At 60.3% G+C, this 17,434-nt stretch carries 14 protein-coding genes; 8 read left to right on the plus strand and 6 right to left on the minus strand.

The features are described from left to right. The first annotated feature begins 103 nt into the window (after positions 1-103). The 4 genes from ACDZ94_RS23935 (at position 104) to ACDZ94_RS23950 (ending at position 3,550) form a co-directional block, all read left to right on the plus strand. Positions 104-1,915, plus strand: a complete 1,812-nt coding sequence (locus ACDZ94_RS23935) for a penicillin-binding protein activator (RefSeq protein WP_432751539.1) — start codon at positions 104-106, stop codon at positions 1,913-1,915. Then, positions 1,915-2,286, plus strand: a complete 372-nt coding sequence (locus tag ACDZ94_RS23940) for a YraN family protein (RefSeq protein WP_064450754.1) — start codon at positions 1,915-1,917, stop codon at positions 2,284-2,286. Before ACDZ94_RS23935 ends, ACDZ94_RS23940 begins: the two co-directional genes overlap by 1 nt. A gap of 92 nt (positions 2,287-2,378) precedes the next feature. Beyond that, complete coding sequence (locus ACDZ94_RS23945; RefSeq protein WP_003216190.1) at positions 2,379-2,972, plus strand: phosphoheptose isomerase; 594 nt, start codon at positions 2,379-2,381, stop codon at positions 2,970-2,972. Beyond that, the gene (locus tag ACDZ94_RS23950; RefSeq protein ID WP_064450753.1) at positions 2,969-3,550 is read left to right on the plus strand and encodes a BON domain-containing protein; all 582 of its coding nucleotides are present in this window, start codon (positions 2,969-2,971) and stop codon (positions 3,548-3,550) included. The genes ACDZ94_RS23945 and ACDZ94_RS23950 overlap by 4 nt, the downstream gene beginning before the upstream one ends. A gap of 69 nt (positions 3,551-3,619) precedes the next feature. Here ACDZ94_RS23950 and ACDZ94_RS23955 read toward each other — a convergent pair whose 3' ends face one another. Continuing rightward, positions 3,620-4,396 carry an OmpA family protein gene (locus tag ACDZ94_RS23955; protein WP_053254460.1) on the minus strand — a complete coding sequence of 259 codons (777 nt, stop codon included), beginning with the start codon at positions 4,394-4,396 and terminating at the stop codon, positions 3,620-3,622. 221 nt (positions 4,397-4,617) lie between these two features. Beyond that, positions 4,618-5,262: an MBL fold metallo-hydrolase gene (locus tag ACDZ94_RS23960; RefSeq protein ID WP_064450752.1), complete on the minus strand. Its 645-nt coding sequence runs from the start codon at positions 5,260-5,262 to the stop codon at positions 4,618-4,620. A gap of 164 nt (positions 5,263-5,426) precedes the next feature. Here ACDZ94_RS23960 and ACDZ94_RS23965 point away from each other — a divergent pair, with 164 nt between their 5' ends. From ACDZ94_RS23965 to ACDZ94_RS23980, 4 genes are read left to right on the plus strand one after another with little or no spacing between them, the layout of a single operon-like run. Continuing rightward, positions 5,427-6,017 (plus strand): paraquat-inducible protein A, encoded by a 591-nt coding sequence (locus ACDZ94_RS23965; protein ID WP_064450751.1) that lies wholly within the window; start codon positions 5,427-5,429, stop codon positions 6,015-6,017. Beyond that, on the plus strand, positions 6,014-6,658 hold the full coding sequence (locus ACDZ94_RS23970) for a paraquat-inducible protein A (RefSeq protein ID WP_064450750.1): 645 nt from the start codon (positions 6,014-6,016) through the stop codon (positions 6,656-6,658). The genes ACDZ94_RS23965 and ACDZ94_RS23970 overlap by 4 nt, the downstream gene beginning before the upstream one ends. Then, complete coding sequence (locus tag ACDZ94_RS23975) at positions 6,639-8,288, plus strand: intermembrane transport protein PqiB (RefSeq protein ID WP_064450749.1); 1,650 nt, start codon at positions 6,639-6,641, stop codon at positions 8,286-8,288. Before ACDZ94_RS23970 ends, ACDZ94_RS23975 begins: the two co-directional genes overlap by 20 nt. A gap of 14 nt (positions 8,289-8,302) precedes the next feature. Then, positions 8,303-8,863 carry a PqiC family protein gene (locus tag ACDZ94_RS23980; protein ID WP_432751540.1) on the plus strand — a complete coding sequence of 187 codons (561 nt, stop codon included), beginning with the start codon at positions 8,303-8,305 and terminating at the stop codon, positions 8,861-8,863. Between the two features lie 2 nt (positions 8,864-8,865). Here the strand turns inward: ACDZ94_RS23980 and ACDZ94_RS23985 are convergent, their stop codons facing one another. The 4 genes from ACDZ94_RS23985 to ACDZ94_RS24000 form a co-directional block, all read right to left on the minus strand. Beyond that, positions 8,866-11,595: a LuxR C-terminal-related transcriptional regulator gene (locus ACDZ94_RS23985; RefSeq protein WP_432751618.1), complete on the minus strand. Its 2,730-nt coding sequence runs from the start codon at positions 11,593-11,595 to the stop codon at positions 8,866-8,868. 252 nt (positions 11,596-11,847) lie between these two features. Further along, a complete protein-coding gene (locus ACDZ94_RS23990) occupies positions 11,848-13,212 on the minus strand; it encodes a DUF1329 domain-containing protein (RefSeq protein ID WP_432751541.1) in 1,365 nt (454 codons plus the stop codon). A gap of 43 nt (positions 13,213-13,255) precedes the next feature. Then, on the minus strand, positions 13,256-15,115 hold the full coding sequence (locus ACDZ94_RS23995; protein ID WP_064450745.1) for a DUF1302 domain-containing protein: 1,860 nt from the start codon (positions 15,113-15,115) through the stop codon (positions 13,256-13,258). A gap of 333 nt (positions 15,116-15,448) precedes the next feature. Next, a complete protein-coding gene (locus ACDZ94_RS24000; protein WP_064450744.1) occupies positions 15,449-17,131 on the minus strand; it encodes a fatty acid--CoA ligase in 1,683 nt (560 codons plus the stop codon). Positions 17,132-17,434 lie beyond the last annotated feature (303 nt).

Below are 17,434 nucleotides of genomic sequence, written 5' to 3' on the forward strand. Positions count from 1 at the left end.
ATTTACATGACCTAAATCGACGGTTTCACACCACTAACATCGCGCCTGGGCCAGTGCTTGGGTACAATTCCACGCTAATTTGATCGGTATCAGGAACACTTACATGATCGCTTGCCTGCGGCTGCTCTCCGCCCTCTGCCTCGCTGCCTTATTGGCCGCTTGCGCCAGCTCGCCCTCGTCCAGCCTTGGCGACCTCCCCCGGACCCCGGACGCCAGTATCGAGCAACTGCTCGAACAGGCCACTTCCGCCAAGACGCCAGAAAAGGCCGCGTTATTGCGCCTGAGTGCGGCAGACCTGGCCTACCACCAGAACAACCCTGGCCGTTCGTCGCAGATTCTTGCGCAGGTGCCCCTGGATGTCCTGAAGCCGGCCGCGCAAGTATTTGCCAGCACCCTGGCTGCCGAATTGGCCATGGCGCGCAACCAGCCCAAGGCTGCGTTGGCCGCCCTGAACCACCCCAGCCTGCAAAGCCTGAAGGAGCTGCCGACAGACCAGCAGGTCCGCACCGGCACCGTGCATGCGCGCGCCTATGAAGCGGATGGCCAGACCCTGGCAGCCGCTCGCGAGCGTGTCGCCATGGCCCCGCTGCTGACAGGTGACGCCGCCAAGAGCAACCACGAAGCCATCTGGGCGTTGATTGCCGCGCTGCCGGCCGAACAACTGCAAGCCAGCGGCAACCCGACACTCGACGGCTGGATCAGCCTGGCCAAGGCCGTCAAAGGCGCCGGGACCCTGGAGCAGCAGCAAGCCGCTATCGATACCTGGCGCGCTCAGAACCCAGGCCACCCAGCGGCGGTGGATCTGCCAACCCCGCTGACCAAGCTCAAGGAGCTGGCCAGCCAGCCCCTGAGCAAAATCGCCCTGCTGCTGCCGCAGGAAGGTCCGCTGGCCTCGGTCGGCAAGGCACTGCGCGAAGGCTTCATGGCCGCGCACTACCAGGCTGAACAAGCCGGACAGAAGCCGCCAGTCATCGAGTTCTATGACAGTTCGCGCTTGAGCTCCATCGACGACTTCTACGCCAAGGTCCAGGCCGCCGGCGTACAACTGGTGGTCGGCCCGCTGGAAAAGCCGCTGGTCAAACAACTGGCCGCGCGCCCGCAACTGCCGATTACCACCCTGGCGTTGAACTACAGCGAAGTCGATCAAAACCCGCCGCAACTGTTCCAGTTCGGCCTGGCAGCTGAAGACGAAGCCCGCGAAGTCTCGCGCCGCGCCCGCGCCGACGGCTTGCATCGCGCCGCCGCCATGGTGCCCCGTGGCGAATGGGGTGAACGTGTCTACAAGGCCTTCCGTCAGGACTGGGAAGCCAATGGCGGCACCGTCGTCGGCGTCGAGTATGTCGATCAGCCGGTCGCCCTCGCCCAACAGATTGCCGACCTGTTCCAACTGCGTAAAAGCGAAGGCCGCGCCAAGAGCCTGCAAAGCACCGTCGGCACCGACGTAGCGGCGCAGCCTTCGCGCCGTCAGGACATCGAGTTCATCTTCCTGGCCGTGACACCGCAACTGGCCCAGCAGATCAAGCCGACCCTGAACTTCCAGTACGCCGGTGATGTGCCGGTGTATGCGACGTCCCACGTGTTCAGCGCCAGTGGCGACAAAAACCAGTACCTGGACATGACTAACGTGATGTTCTGCGAAACCCCTTGGTTGCTCAACACCACTGACCCACTGCGCAATCAGGTTGCCGCGCAATGGCCACAGGCCAATGGCAGCCTCGGCCGCCTGTATGCGATGGGCGTGGACGCCTACCGCCTGGCACCGCGCCTGGGCCAACTCAAGGCACTGCCGGACACGCGCGTTGACGGTCTCTCGGGCAACCTGGGCATCAGCGCCAACCAGCGCGTTGACCGCCAGATGCCGTGGGCGAAGTTCGTCGGCGGCGATATCCAGCGCCTGCCGGACACCCCGCGCTGATGCCCGAGCGGTCCAGCGCACAAAGCGGCAAGGACGCCGAACTGCAAGCTCTCGAGTATCTTCAACAACGGGGTCTGCGCCTTCTGGCGCAGAACTGGTTGTGTAAACGCGGTGAGCTTGATCTGGTCATGCTTGACGGCGATACAGTAGTATTCGTCGAAGTCCGCTACAGAAAACACGCACAATGGGGTGGCGCGCTCGCCAGTATCGACGGGCGCAAGCGTCAGAAGCTGATACTCGCTGCGCAGTTTTTCCTGCAAAAAGAGCATCGCTGGGCTGACTATCCCTGCCGTTTCGATGTGGTTGCCATAGAAAGCACACCGTCTGGTCCTGCTGATCCGAACTGGCTCAAAGATGCCTTCGACAGCTGATTCACCGGACATCTTCACCACACACTTTTGCTCTTTGCTTTGCGGGCTGCACATTCCTGTGCCACACAGCCGCGCTACTTAAGGTCACACAGATGGACATGCAATCCCGAATTCGCCAGCTTTTCCAGGCCAGCATCGACACCAAGCAACAGGCGATGGACGTACTTGCACCGCACATCGAGCAAGCCAGTCAGGTCATGGTCAATGCCTTGCTCAACGAGGGCAAAATGCTTTCGTGCGGCAACGGCGGTTCGGCCGGTGATGCCCAGCATTTTTCCTCCGAGCTGCTCAACCGCTTCGAGCGCGAGCGCCCGAGCCTGCCGGCCATTGCCTTGACGACCGACACCTCGACGATCACCTCGATCGCCAATGACTACAGCTACAACGAAATCTTCTCCAAGCAGATCCGTGCCCTTGGCCAGCCGGGTGATGTATTGCTGGCGATTTCCACCAGCGGCAACTCGGCAAACATTATTCAAGCGATCCAGGCCGCACATGATCGCGAAATGATTGTCGTAGCATTGACCGGACGCGATGGCGGCGGCATGGCCTCGCTGCTGTTGCCTGAAGACGTGGAGATCCGCGTCCCGGCCAATGTCACTGCACGCATTCAAGAAGTCCACCTGCTGGCGATCCACTGCCTGTGCGATTTGATCGACAGCCAACTGTTCGGGAGTGAAGAATGACCGTTAACCGCATCAGCCTTTTGGCCATTACGCTGTGCCTCGCCATCAGCGGCTGCAGCACGGCAATCACTGCGACACGTGACACCCCCATCCAGGACGACAAGGGCACACGAACCTTCGGCAGCAAGATTGACGACTCGTTGATCGAAACCAAAGTTGAAGTGAACGTCGCCAAGGCCGCCACCGACCTGGGCAATGGTGCGTCGCGCATTGTCGTGACCAGCTTCAACGGCGTGGTGTTGCTCGCCGGCCAAACCCCGCGTGCCGACCTCAAGGCGCAGGCTGAACAAGCGGCCTCCAGCGTGCAACGGGTGAAAAAGGTTCACAACGAACTGCAAGTCATGGACCCGATCACGCTGCTGGCCATCAGCAACGATGCCCTGCTGACCACCAAGATCAAGGCGCAGATGCTGACCGACAACGCGATCCCTGGCTCACGCATCAAGATCGTCACCGACAACGGCATCGTCTACATGATGGGCCTGCTGACCCAGGCGGAAGCCACCCGTGCGGCCAATCTGGTACAGGGTGTGTCCGGAGTGCAGAAAATCGTGAAAGTGTTCGAATACATCGACTGATATAAACGACAGCCACAAAAAAAGGGCGCCGTGCATTGATTGCACGGCGCCCTTTTTTGTGGCCGGTGTTTACTGGTACTGCTGGTATGGGTTGCCCTGGAACTGGTTGTTCTGCTGTGGCGCCTGTTGCTGTTGCTGCTGTTGCCCAGGCTGACCGTATTGCTGACCCGGAATCGGGCCGAGGTTAACCTCCACGCGACGGTTCTGGGCACGGCCATTCACATCGGCGTTGCTGGCAATCGGGTTATCCGGGCCGGCACCGCGTGCACTCAGGTTGGTCGGGCTGACACCTTGGGAGGTCAGGTAGTTGGCCACGCTTTGCGCACGACGCTGGGACAGGTCCATATTCAACTGGCGGCTGCCGGTGCTGTCGGTGTAGCCGACGATCTGGATAGTGTTCTGGTTGAACTGCTTGAGCGAGTTGGCCAGATTGTTCAGCGGCGTGTAGAAACTGCCGGCAATATCCGCCGAGTTGGTAGCAAAGGTGATGTTACCCGGCATGATCAGCTTGATCTGGTCGCCCTGGCGCTGAACTTCAACCCCGGTATTGGCCATGCTGGCCCGCAGTTTCTTTTCCTGCTGGTCGGCGTAGTAGCCATAGCCCGCACCACCCAGGCCCGCAACGGCAGCACCAATCAGGGCGCCCTTGCCACGGTTATTGTGGTCGATCGCAGCACCGGCCAGACCACCGGCCAATGCAGCCAGGCCACCGTATTTGGCCGTGTTGCTGATGCCCGATGAGCCGTTTGCCTGTCCTTGGCTTCCATCATAAGGGTTAGGAGACGCACAGCCGGACAACAAGGCAACAGCCGTGGCAACGACAAGCAGACGACGCGAAGTGAACATGAAGAAAGCTCCTACTTTTGCATTCTGTGATGCAGAGGACATTGGCAATAGACCTGTGCCGAGTTTGGAACACGACAAACGGTAAAAATTCCATGCCCGGCAGGCCCGCGCTCTACAACCGATGAGCACTCTAAAACCCTAGCAGAGACTTCCTGAACGGGAATTGTCATTTTCTTTATAGGGATCGTCGAACGGTTGCCACTTGGTATCCGCGAAGATACCTAAGCCCTTACGAACGGGTTCTCACGCATTTCATCCCCAAGACGCGTGTCCGGCCCATGCCCCGTCACGACGGTTGCGCCCTCATCCAGGGTATACAAACGCTGCTTGATCGAACGCACGATGGTCGCCTGGTCCCCGCCCCACAGATCCGTACGCCCCACGCCGCGCTTGAACAAGGTGTCTCCGGCAATCAATAACCTGGCATCGGCAAACCAAAAGCTCATCGAGCCCGGTGTGTGCCCCGGCGTATGCAGCGCCACCCCGCAACCGCAGGCCAACTCCTCGTCATCTTCCAGCCAGCGATCCGGCGGCGGCACCGGCGTGTAGGGCACGCGGAACATCTGGCACTGCATTTCCAGGTTGTCCCAGAGGAATTGGTCCTCCTTGTGCAAATGCAGGGTCGCACCGGTTTTCTCTTTCAACTGGCCGGACGCCAGGAAGTGATCGAGGTGCGCATGGGTATGGATGATGCTCACCACCTTCAAGCCCAGCGCGTCGAGGCGTGCCAGGATCAGCTCGTGATTACCGCCCGGGTCGACCACGATGGCTTTTTTGGTGATCGGGTCGCCGATAATGGTGCAGTTGCACTGCAACGGGCCAACGGGGAAGGTTTCGCGGATCAGTGCGGCTTTTTCGATATTCATGGGCGTTCCTGCAAACTCTATGGCACATTCCAGTCGCAGTATGGTTGACCTTGCCCTTGATCAGGAAGGGATCAAGCTTGGGATGCTTCAGCTGCTAATCTACTCAGGCGCCATCAAACCCGTAGCACGTCCAACACCGCAGCGTCGCGTCTGGAGCGAGACTTATGGCGAATCACCGGGTCATCTGCGAACACTGCGACTGTGTGTATGAAAAGGTCACGCTCGCCAAACATCAAAAAGCCCTGTGCACACGCTGCGCCGGCGTATTGCAGCGCTACAACGGGTTGTCAGTGCAACAGCGACTCGCGCTGACCGTCACGGCGGCAGTATTGTGGACCTTCGCCAACTTTTACCCGGTGATGAGCATAAGCCTGCAAGGCTTGAAAAACAGCGCGACCCTGTGGGATTCGGTGGTTGCATTGAGCCTGGGGCCGATCACCTTTATTGCGTTGGTGGCGGCGATCTCCATGATCATCGCGCCGGTTTTTCAACTGCTGTTGCTGATCTGGGTCTTGAGTTTCGCCTTGTCCGGCAAGCGCTCACCGGCGTTCAAATTGTGCATGCGCTGGCTGGAAGCGCTCAGGCCGTGGAGCATGCTGGAAGTCTGCTTGCTGGGCTCGATGGTGGCCGTGTTCAAACTGGCCGGGATGCTCGACGTGATACCCGGCACCGGCCTGTTTGCCCTTGCCGCCCTGGCCCTGTTGCTGATCCGCATCGCCGGGCGCGATGTGCGCGACTTGTGGGACACCGTATGAATTCGCCACCGACCGCCCGCGAGCTGAACCTGTGCCTATGCCACACCTGCGGCCAGTCGTGCGACATGCGCGACGAGCCCAGCGAGTGCGAACGCTGCGGCGCGCCCCTGCACCGGCGCAAGATTCACTCACTGACGCGCACCTGGGCCTATATGCTCACGGCACTCGCGTTTTATATCCCGGCGAATTTGTTACCGGTGATGAATACGACGATGCTCGGCTCGGGGGCGGACAGCACCATCATGAGTGGCGTACTGGAGTTCTGGCAGCACGGCGCCTGGGACATCGCCCTGATCATTTTCATCGCCAGCATTGCAGTGCCGGGGATCAAGTTCGTGTCGTTGACGCTGCTGCTGGTCACCGTGCAGCGCAACAGCCTGTGGGCGCGCAAGGAACGCTCGAAGCTGTTTCGGTTTGTCGAGCTGATCGGCTACTGGTCGATGCTCGATGTGATTGTGGTTGCACTGGTGGCCGCACTGGTGAAGTTCCAGGCGTTGGGCACCATCGAGCCGCGCCTGGGCATCCTGTTCTTTGGCCTGGTGGTAGTCTTCACGATGCTGGCAGCCATGAGTTTTGATCCACGGCTGATCTGGGAAAACCCACACAATGAGGAGACCTCGGATGAGCTCACCCAACACTGACACGCCGGCCGGCTCACCCGCGATCAAGACACGACGTTTCAGCGTTTCGCTGGTGTGGATCGTGCCGATAGTGGCGGTGCTGGTGGGGATTTCGCTGGTGGTTCACAGCGTGCTGCAACAGGGACCGACCATCGTCCTCAATTTCAAGACCGGCAGCGGCTTGGTCGCCAACAAAACTGACGTCAAATATCGCAATGTGGTGATCGGCCAGGTCTCTGACGTAGCCTTGAGTGACGACCAGAAAAGCGTCAACGCCACGATCAAGTTGGCCAAGCAGGCGGAAAGCTTCACCCGAGAAGACTCAAAATTCTGGGTTGTCCGCCCGCGCATCGGCGCCGGTGGCGTGTCCGGCATCGACACCTTGCTGTCCGGCGACTACATCGGTGCCGATATCGGCCAGTCCGACACCCGCGCCAAACAGTTCAAAGGCCTGGAAAACCCGCCGCCCATCACCTATGGCGAACCGGGCAAACGTTTTACCCTGCATACCCAGGGCCTGGGTTCGCTGGATATCGGCTCGCCAGTGTATTACCGCAAAATTCCGGTCGGCCAGGTGGTGGCCTATGAGCTGGATGACGACGGCAAAGGCGTGAATATCGAAGTCTTCGTGCATGCGCCCAATGATGTGTATGTCACCGAAAACACGCGATTCTGGAACGCCAGTGGTATTGACCTGAGCGTCGGCGCCAATGGCTTCGCGCTTAAAACCGAGTCGCTGTCGTCAATGCTGGCTGGAGGCATCGCTTTCCAGGCGCCGCCCTACAGCCCCAACGACAAGCCGGCCGCTGAAGATCACGCCTATGAGCTGTTCGACGACCAGCAAAGCGCCCTCGCCCCGCCCAATGGCAAAGGGCAATATATGGCCTTGCGGTTTGATCAGGCCCTGCGCGGCCTGAAAGTCGGTGCACCGGTGGAGTTCCTCGGCGTCGAGTTCGGCAAAGTGGTGTCGATCAACCTGGATTACGATGCGAAGAAACGCAGCTTTCCGATCAATGTCGGCATCGTGATTTATCCGCAATTGCTCGGGGAAGCCAATACCAAGCTGCTCAAGGCCACCAATCATGACCCCAACGACGAAGCGGGCGGCGTTCGCTTGATCGGCACGTTTATCGAAAACGGCCTGCGTGCCCAGGCTCGCAGCGGCAACCTGCTGACTGGCCAGCTGTACATCGCCCTGGATTTCTTCCCGAAAGCCGAAAAAGTTGCGTTTGACCCGAACCTGCGCCCAATCAACATTCCGACCATTCCCGGCAACCTGGAACAACTGCAGGAAAAACTCGAAGGCATCGTCAACAAGCTCAACCAACTGCCCGTCGAGCGCATTGCGGGTAACCTCGACAGCAGCCTGGTCGAACTGCGCAAAGGGCTCGCCCAGTTCAACGCCAAAACCCTGCCCGGTGTACAGGCCACGCTGGGCGACGTGAGCAAGACGCTGCAATCGGCCAACTCGACCCTGGCCGACGACTCGCCGCAACGCGAACAACTGACCCAGACCCTGGATGAACTGGCGCGCATGTCGCGCTCCTTGCGCGAACTGTCGGACTACCTCGGCCGACATCCGGAGTCGCTGATTCGCGGTCGCCCCGACAACGCCGCGCCCCTGGACCTGCAAGGGCCACCGCGCAAATGAGCAATGGAGCCGCCATGACCCGTCCCTTGAAAATCACTCTGGTTACCGCGCTGGTGCTACTCGCGGCGTGTCGCAGTGAGCCGATTGCATTCCACACCCTGACGCCGGCGCACTGGAGTAACGCCACTCAAGCGCAGGCGAGCGATATCCGCATTGAAAGCATCAGCGTGCCGCCACAGGTTGACCGGCCGCAGATCGTGATTCGTCAGGGTGACAGTGGCGTGGCGATTCTGGAAACCCAGTGGTGGGCCGCCAGCCTGGCCGATGAGCTGAAAAGTGCGCTGGTGGATCAACTGGCGAACAGTCATTCCCGGCAAGCCGTGTCGTTGCGCCTTGAGGTTCAACGTTTTGACTCGGTGCCCGGGCAGTACGCGTTGCTCGACGTGCGCTGGCGCCTGAGGCCAACCAGCGGCGGTGACCGCCCGCCGTTGAACTGCCGCACCACCTTGCAAACGCCCGCAGGCCCGAGCATCGACGACCTCGTGGCGGCGCACCAAAACAACGTCAAGCGCTTCGCCGCCCTGGTCAGCCAAGCGGTCGACACATCACTGAAAGAGTGCCCGACCGCGCGGTAGTTTCAGGCCAGCAAGCCCATCGACTTGGCCCGCGCTACCGCTTGGGTGCGGCGCTCCACGCCCAACTTGCTGTTGATATGGCTGGCGTGGGTCTTCACCGTGTGCAGAGAGATGAACAACTGATTGCTGATTTCCTGGTTCGAGCAGCCCTGGGCAATCAGTTGCAGCACCGCCAGTTCGCGGGTGCTCAGCGTTTCGTGGTTGGGCGCCGCCGGCGCGTCAGCGACTGCCGGCAGCAGCGCCAACAGACTCTGGTTCAGCAAGCCATGGGGGTCTTTGCCCAGTTGCTCACGCATCCAGTCCGGGTAACGTTCCAGCAGGCGCTGGAACGGCTGCAACGCACCACCGGCGGCGGCTTCAAGGGCCTGAATCACTATGGCCCGCGCCTTGGCTTCCTGGCCGCATTCCAGCAGTAAATACGCCTGCTGGGTCAGGGCCATCAGCGCAATCATCTGGCGCCCACTGTTATGCGCCTGTTGCGCCAGGTCTTCGAGGCGTTCCAATGCGGCGGCGGGCTGATGCCGAGTAGCGTCCAGCGCGGCCTGTTGCAGCCCGATGTGTTGCGGCAGGTGTGGGTGAAACTCCGGGGCGGCGGCGGCGTGCTCGCCATTGTAGGTTTGGCCCAGCCGAGCCAGCCAGGCGTCGGCCAGGTCAGTGCGCCCCTGGGCCAGCCACAGCTCGCATTTGATCAGGGTGATCATCGCCAGGTAGTAGATCGGCGGCACATCCCAGATATGCATCAAGCGCTCGGCTTCGGCGAGTTCGGCGAAGGCCTTCGGGAAATCGCCACGCCGCCCTTCAAAGCTGGCGATGACGCAATGCCCGATCAACACACTGATATCCCGGCAGGCGCGGGCTTCGCTCAAGCCAGCACGTAAGCGTGCAAGGCCGGCTTCGGGCTGGTAGCGCACCAGCAGCAAATAACCTTCGTAGAGCGATAACCGCGCACGCACGGCGTACAGGCGCTGGGGCGCCAGGCCATGCAAGCGCTGCAAGCCTTGGCGAACCTCATCCAGAGAACGCAGGATTTCGCCGCGCGCTTGTAAGACACGCGCCCGGTCGTAGTGGGCCAGGGCTTCAAACAGCGGGTTGCCGACGCGCTGGGCCAACTCCAGGGATTCGCGATTCAGGCCACGGGCGCGCCACAGATCAGCGTCGACGATGGCCAGGTTGGACAGGGTCGACAAACACATCAGGCGCTGGCCGTAACGCTTGTGCGGCAGGCTTTCCAACGCCTCGCTGCAATAGCGCTGGGTCAACTCGCGATCGCCTCGGCCGCGAGCGATGATCCCGCTCAGCGCCAACCATTGCGCCAGCATCGATTTTTGCGCAGTGGCCGACGGCGCCGGCAGGAACCGACTGAGATAGCCGGACAATTCTTCCGCCGCATCCAACTGGCAGGCCAGCCCCAACGCCCAGCTGTAGAGCACGATCAACCGCGGCGTGCTGATCAGCAGGCTGTCGGGCAAGTCCATCTTCCAGCGCAGCAGCATGCCGACATTCTGTTCAGCCAGCAGTTGCTCCTCCGACAGGTTTTGCACCAGGTTCGCCGCCACATCCAGGTGGCCGGCGCGCAACGCCTGCTCCACCGCCTCATCAATCAAACCCTGGGCGTTGAACCAGCGGCAGGCCCGCAGGTGCAGGCTGGCAATCGGCAATGTGGCATTGCTGGCACGGCGGGTGCGCAGCAAGTCGGAAAACAGATGGTGATAACGATACCAGTGGCCCTGCTCGTCCAGCGGCACCAGAAACACTTGGTGGGCCTGCAAATACCCGAGGATTTCCGCGCTGTCATGGGCCTCACGCACGGCGTCGCACAGCTCACTGCAGAAACGATCCTGAGGGGCGGTGTCGTACAAAAACGCTTGCACGTCAACCGGCAGACAGTCGATGACCTCTTCCAGCAAGTAATCGCGAATCAGCCCTTCGCCGCCGTGCAAGTGTTGCGGCAACACGGCCTCATTGCCGGCTTCGGAAATGGCCAGCAACCAGAAACGCAGGCCGGCCACCCAGCCCTCACTGCGACGAATCAAGTTATCCAGGGCCTCGCCGCGCAACGAGCTGCTGTGCCGATCCAACACAGCCAGCGACTCGTCATGGGTCAGGCGCAGGTCTTGTTCATGCAGTTCCAGCAGGTGCCGCGACAACCGCAGTCGCGCCAGATGCCAGTCCGGACGTTGGCGGCTGGTGACCATGACCAACAGCCCATCGGGCAAATGGTTGAGGAAAAATTGCAGGCAGCGATCCAGCACCGGGCCCTGGGCCAGGTGGTAGTCATCCAGCACCAGCAATATCGGCGCGCGCGTGGAGAGGTGCAGCGTCAGCTCATCGAGCAAGCCATCGAGCCATTCTTCAAAGGCAAAGGGTTGGTGACGCTGGCGCATTTTCAGCAGGCCCAGGGACTGGGCGCCGAGCTGTGGGAAGTATTGTTGTAAACCGTCGAGCAGGCGCTCGAGGAAGCGGCCGGGGTCGTTATCCCGAGGGCTCAGGCCCAGCCACAGGCTTTGCCAATGGGCGGGCAGGCTCTGGCAGAACTCCACCGCTAACGAACTCTTGCCGAACCCGGCCGGGGCGCTGACCAGTAACAGTCGCCCTTCCAGCCCCGCGCTCAGCCGCTCGCACAGGCGCGGGCGCAGCACATAGCCGTCAGGCAACGGTGGCCTGTAGAAGCGCGCTTCCAGCGTCGGAATCACAGCGCTTGCAGGCCCTTGGATTCGGGACAGATCAGTCATCGCCGGGCTCTTGTAGAAGGCTGTTGTCGGCATTGCAGATGTCCGCAGACTAGCGGTAAAAGCGGCAGGTTTGTAGATCTTTGCAACATTTGCCTGAAAAAGAACTGCGACAAAAAATATCCCAGCCAGAGCACCACGAACAAAAGTGGGAGGGGGCTTGCTCCCGATAAGGCTGTGTCAGTCACTTAATACATCGACTGACCCACCGCTATCGGGAGCAAGCCCCCTCCCACATTGTCGAGCGAGTGCGGCTTAGCGAACACCGTCCTGGCGCAAGGCCGCGGGGGTGAAGTCGCTGGTGGTGGCGGTGAAGCCGAAGTCATACGCCTGCTTCTCTTCGTTCTTCATGCCCAGCGCCAGGTAGCGGCCGGACTGCAGGTCGTAGAGGGTTTCCAGGGCGTACCACGGCACTTGCTTGTCGTAGTAGTTCTCGGCATGGGCTTCGGCGACGCGCCACAGTTGGCCACGGCCGTCGTAGTGGTCGATGACCGCTGCTTGCCAGGTGTCTTCGTCGATGAAGAAGTCACGTTTGGCGTAGATGTGGCGCTGGCCTTCCTTCAAGGTCGCAACCACGTGCCAGACGCGACGCAGCTCGTAGCGAGCCAGGTCCTGGTTGATGTGGCCGGCCTTGATGATGTCGACATACTTGAGTTTCGGATCGTCGATCTTGTAGCTGTTGGAGGCGATGTAGATTTCTTTTTTGCCTTCCAGCTTCCAGTCGTAGCGGTCGGGTGCGCCGTTGTACATGTCGAGGTTGTCCGAGGTACGCAGGCCATCGGCAGCGGTACCCGGCCCGTCATAGGACACTTGCGGTGCCCGGCGCACACGGCGCTGGCCGGCGTTGTAGACCCACGCCGAACGCGGTTCTTTCACCTGGTCGAGGGTTTCGTGCACCAGCAGCACACCACCGGCCAGACGCGCCGGTGCGGTCACTTGCTGCTTGAAGTAAAACAGCACGTTGCCTGGGTTTTTCGGGTCGTAGTCCTTCATCTTGTCGCGGAACACGAACTGGTCGCGGAAGTACACCAGACTGAACGAACCGTTGGTTTGCGGGGTGGCCTGGGTGACCAGACGGGTCACGCTGCCGCCGCGATAACGGGTGATGTGGTTCCAGATAACCTCGACGCCGCTCTTGGGAATCGGGAACGGTACAGCGGTTTCGAAGTTTTCCAGGCCGTTGCCGCCCGACACCAGGTTGGTGTGGGTGGCGTTCTTCTTGATAGCGGCGAACACATCAGCCGGCACGGTAGCGCCGCGATGCGTCGGGTAGACCGGCATCTTGAAGGTGTCCGGGTAACGCTTGAACATCGCGTACTGCCCAGGCGCCAGCTTGTCTTTGTACTGCTCGACGTTCTGCGCGGTGATGGTGAACTGCGGTTGTTCGCTGGCATACGGGTTGGCCAGGAAACCACGGGCGTCCACAGCGCCGGCATTGGTCGGCAGTGGCGACCATTTCGGAATGGTGCCGGCCGTGTTACCGGCCATTTCGGCGCCCATCGGCGTCAGGGTCGTGCCCAGTTTGGCCGCCTCATCCGCCGAGACTGCCGCCATGACGCTACCCGCCATGATCGACAGCCCAAGCACACCCACCTGCAACAGACTTTTAGTTATTTTCATGTTCTGGTTCTTCCTGAATTACATGCATCTGAAAAGAGTGTGCTTAGAAGTTCACGCCGGCGCTCAGAGCGATGAAATCGCGATCATCCACCGTGGTGAATTTGCCACCAAAGAAGTTGGTGTAGTTCAGGCTGACGGTGTAGGTGTTCTGGTACTCGGCATCGACACCCAGGCTGACGGCCTTGCGACCCTCTTCAAAGTTGCCGCCAGGGCCTGGCGAGTAACCTTTGACGTCATGGGACCAGGCCACGTTGGGCTTGAGGTTCACACCGGCAAACACATCCGGGTATTCCCAGATTGCCCGGGCGCGGTAACCCCAAGACGTCGCAGTGGTGTAGCCGTCATTGTTGCAGTTGGTGTTCAGGCCGGACGCATTGGGCAGGCCGGCACCTTGAGCCGTCGAATTGTCGAGTGCGGTGCAGAAACCGCCAGGCAGGGTGCCGGGACCAAAGACTGGATCACGGCCATAACGTGCAACGTTTTTGCTCTCAAGGCCGCCCACATGGGTCACGCCGATTTCGCCCACGGTTGTCAGGCGGGTGGCGCCCATCACCTGGTCGAAGAAGTGCGTAAAGGTGGTCTGGAACTGGGTCACTTCCTTGCGGTTGTAACCGTGCAGGTCCTGGCCCGGCGTGCCCTTGAGCACCGAAGCATTGCCAAAGCCCGGAATCGGCGTGACGCCCGCATACAGAATATCGGTGGTGCTCAGCTGTACCGGCGCGTTTGGCCGATAGCTCAATTCACCACTCCAGGCAGTGCCGGTAGGCAGCGTGGTGGAGAAGCTCAAGCCATAGAGGCGGATATCTTCCGGGTACTCAACGAAGTAATTCGAACTGCCCGCCACGATCAACGGACGCAATGCCGCCAATGGCCCCAGCGGACGGGTGTAGGCCGAGTTTGGCGCACCTGTCGCGCTGAAGATCGGCGCACGGCTGTGGTAGTTCATGAAATACGCGCCGAACTCAGTGTCCAGCGGCTCGAAGTTGTAGTGCATGGCCACGCCGAACTGGCCGCTGTCGCGTGCATCACGGTCACCGCCGCGACGCACCAGCACGCCTTCGTTGTTCACATCGACGCCAAGCGCGTTAAGGGTTGGCAAGGCCGCGCCAGGGATGGTGGAACGCTTGTTCAAGACGCGCAGGTTATTGCTGCAACCATCGGCAATCACGTCCGGCTGGGAGAAGAACGTACCGCAGTTATCCACCACGGTCTGGTCCCACTCCAACTGGTAGAACGCCTCTGCGGAGAGGTTATCGGTCAGGGTCTGGGACACGTAGAACATGTTGACCGGAATCAGGCCTTCCTTGATCTCGGCGCCCGGACGGCGGAATGCAGAAACGTCGATCGGGTTGATCGAGTTGATACCGCCGCCAATGAACGTACTTTCGCCCCAGCTAACGACCTGCTTGCCAAGACGCACGTTACCCGGCTGATCGGCGATGGTGTAGTTGTGGTAGACGAAGGCATCGAGAATCTGCCCGCCAGAGGACTTGGCGCCCTCTTTACGGTTGTCGTTGCTGACGTTCTTGAAGTCGAGGTCTTCGTTTTGCAGCGCGAAGTCGTACCAGTATTTGCCACGCACAAAGATGCCGGTATCGCCGTATTTCAACTCAAGGTCATGGATGCCCTTGAAGATCTTCGAGAAGGCATCACCCTTGTTGAAGTTCAGGTGGCCGTCATCAGAGGTCTGCGACAAACCCCTGCCACCGTTGTTGGCACCGATCAGGTCTTTATTGCGACCGGCAGTCGACCAGCTCGCCCCTACGGACAGGGATGAGTCAAAGCTACCTTCGATTTCACCGATGTTGAAACTGACGCCGAATGCGGGCCCGGCGAGCGTAGAAGCGAGACTGACGGCCAGGGGCAGTCTTGCCCGGCGCCAGAACTGGTTTACTGAGGTCATCGACGCTACTCCATGTGCATTATTGTTATGGCAGTGAGTTCTTTCTTCTGGATGCTTGTAACGGCCGGAATACAACGATTCCAATGCTGAACGGCAACCGAGCCCCCATGGCCCGAAGCACAACATCCTTGAAAAACTCTGGAAGGGACTATAGCCAGCGGGGGGTATCGCTTGATCCCTCTAAAGTGTGATTTGCATCACCGACCCGTCTGCCACAACCCTTTCGCCACGCCGACGAAGGCCGGCGAGGCAAGGATGGCTGAAAATCGATAAATCACAAGTGAAGGCGCGAGATAGAGCATTGCCGCGCCCGAACGGGCGCGGCGAGAGGCGTCAGAGAGTGGACAGGAACGTGCTGTTGTTGGCCTGCCATTCAATGATGTCGATGCGGATACGTTTTTTGTCGAGTTTCCCGACGCTGGTCTTGGGAATTTCAGTAACAACGGCGATCTGGCTAGGAATGGCCCACTTGCTCAAATGGCCCAGCTCGACGAAAGGCTTGAGGTGTTCCTTGAGCTCGCGGGCACCTATCACATGGCCATCACGCACCACCAGCAAGGCAAACGGACGCTCGCCCCATTGCGGGTCGGCGATGCCCACCACCGCTACTTCGCGTACCGCCGGGTGACGGCTGACCAGGTCTTCGAGGGCCAGGGACGAGATCCACTCGCCGCCGGTCTTGATCACGTCCTTGATGCGGTCGCGAATATCGATCACGCCAAACGCATCCAGAGTGGCCACATCGCCAGTGTGCATCCAGCCGCCTTCCCACAGCTCGGCGCCCTTTTGCGGCTCGTTGTAATAGCCTTCGGTCAGCCAGGGCGCACGCAGCACCAATTCGCCCTGCGACTCGCCATCGGCGGGCAGGAAGTTGCCGTCGCCGTCGATGATCGCCGCCTCCACCAATGGCCCGGGCACGCCGGCCTTGATGCGGTAGGTGGTGCGTTCGTCTTCGCTGCCGGCCATCAGCTCTTCGTTGAGATGGGCGCAAGACACCAGCGGCCCGGTTTCGGACATGCCGTACGCGGCGGTCAGTTGAATGCCTCGCGCTTTGGACGCTTCATACAGTGTGCGATTAAGCGCGCTGCCGCCGATGACGATTTTCCAACCGCCAAAGTCCACGTCCTGGGCAGCCTTGGCGTTAAGCACCATTTGCAGGATGGTCGGCACGCAGTGGGAGAAGGTGACCTTTTCCTTGCGCCACAACTCCACCAGGTATTCCGGGTCGTAGCGGCCGGGGTACACCTGCTTCAAGCCGAGCATGGTTGCCACATACGGCAAGCCCCAGGCGTGGACGTGGAACATCGGTGTGATCGGCATGTACACATCGTTGGTGCCCAGCAGGCGCACGCTGTCGACACTGCCCATGATGGTCGCCACCCCCATGGTGTGCAGCACCAACTGGCGGTGGGTGAAGTACACGCCCTTGGGGTTGCCGGTGGTGCCTGTGGTGTAGAAGGTGGTGGCGACCGAATTTTCGTCGAAGTCCTGGAAGTCGTACTTGGGGCTCGCGGCCGCCAGCAGGGTTTCGTACTCGCCGACTAAATGGGGCAACTCGGCGGTTTTGGAATCGCCGTCGGTGAGCAGCAGGGTCTTGTCGACCGTGGTCAACTGGCCGGCAATGGCCTGGTAGAGCCCGACAAACTCACTGTTGACCAGCACAAAGCGGTCTTCGGCGTGGTTCATGGTGTAGAGGATTTGTTCCGGCGACAGGCGCACATTGATCGTGTGGATCACCGCGCCGATCATCGGGATGGCGAACATGCATTCCAGGTAACGGTGGCTGTCCCAGTCCATCACGGCGACGGTGTCACCGGCCTTGACCCCGGCTTCGGTCAACACATTGGCCAGGCGGGCAACGCGTTCGATCAGGGTTGGGTAGGTGTAGCGCAGTTTGTCGCGGTAGATGATTTCCCGGGTCTTCTCGTAGCGCGCCCCGGACATCAACAGGCGTTTGATCAACAGCGGGTATTGGTAAGCGCCTTCGGCGGGCGGGATAACACGGGTCTGCAACATACGAATCCCTTATCTGACTGCACGGTCTTGGCTTGAAGACCTGCACTTTAGAGCGCTTATGTTTCAGCTAAATCAGCCAAAGGAATGATTTGCAGCGTTCAATGAATGCTAGCTTTACGCCATTAGTGGAGCATTGCTGAGATGAAATGTGGGCACTATCAGGGGATAACTATCTGCAAGCCTTATGGTTGTCACCGGGCTACGGAGTACATATCCGTTATAAGCGTCATGGCAGCTATGGGTTTCGCCCTTACGGCGACTCACTTTGGAAAAGCCCCAAAGTAAGCAAAGGGCTCTTGCCCC

This window comes from Pseudomonas sp. UBT, from assembly GCF_050915955.1.
Lineage (GTDB): Bacteria > Pseudomonadota > Gammaproteobacteria > Pseudomonadales > Pseudomonadaceae > Aquipseudomonas > Aquipseudomonas antarctica_A.

What these genes read in the sequence shown, in the direction of transcription:
- ACDZ94_RS23935 (WP_432751539.1), top strand. Translation starts at nt 104, where the DNA reads ATGATCGCTTGCCTGCGGCTGCTCTCCGCCCTCTGCCTCGCTGCCTTA.
- ACDZ94_RS23940 (WP_064450754.1), top strand. Translation starts at nt 1,915, where the DNA reads ATGCCCGAGCGGTCCAGCGCACAAAGCGGCAAGGACGCCGAACTGCAA.
- ACDZ94_RS23945 (WP_003216190.1), top strand. Translation starts at nt 2,379, where the DNA reads ATGGACATGCAATCCCGAATTCGCCAGCTTTTCCAGGCCAGCATCGAC.
- ACDZ94_RS23950 (WP_064450753.1), top strand. Translation starts at nt 2,969, where the DNA reads ATGACCGTTAACCGCATCAGCCTTTTGGCCATTACGCTGTGCCTCGCC.
- ACDZ94_RS23955 (WP_053254460.1), bottom strand. Translation starts at nt 4,396, where the DNA reads ATGTTCACTTCGCGTCGTCTGCTTGTCGTTGCCACGGCTGTTGCCTTG.
- ACDZ94_RS23960 (WP_064450752.1), bottom strand. Translation starts at nt 5,262, where the DNA reads ATGAATATCGAAAAAGCCGCACTGATCCGCGAAACCTTCCCCGTTGGC.
- ACDZ94_RS23965 (WP_064450751.1), top strand. Translation starts at nt 5,427, where the DNA reads ATGGCGAATCACCGGGTCATCTGCGAACACTGCGACTGTGTGTATGAA.
- ACDZ94_RS23970 (WP_064450750.1), top strand. Translation starts at nt 6,014, where the DNA reads ATGAATTCGCCACCGACCGCCCGCGAGCTGAACCTGTGCCTATGCCAC.
- ACDZ94_RS23975 (WP_064450749.1), top strand. Translation starts at nt 6,639, where the DNA reads ATGAGCTCACCCAACACTGACACGCCGGCCGGCTCACCCGCGATCAAG.
- ACDZ94_RS23980 (WP_432751540.1), top strand. Translation starts at nt 8,303, where the DNA reads ATGACCCGTCCCTTGAAAATCACTCTGGTTACCGCGCTGGTGCTACTC.
- ACDZ94_RS23985 (WP_432751618.1), bottom strand. Translation starts at nt 11,595, where the DNA reads ATGACTGATCTGTCCCGAATCCAAGGGCCTGCAAGCGCTGTGATTCCG.
- ACDZ94_RS23990 (WP_432751541.1), bottom strand. Translation starts at nt 13,212, where the DNA reads ATGAAAATAACTAAAAGTCTGTTGCAGGTGGGTGTGCTTGGGCTGTCG.
- ACDZ94_RS23995 (WP_064450745.1), bottom strand. Translation starts at nt 15,115, where the DNA reads ATGACCTCAGTAAACCAGTTCTGGCGCCGGGCAAGACTGCCCCTGGCC.
- ACDZ94_RS24000 (WP_064450744.1), bottom strand. Translation starts at nt 17,131, where the DNA reads ATGTTGCAGACCCGTGTTATCCCGCCCGCCGAAGGCGCTTACCAATAC.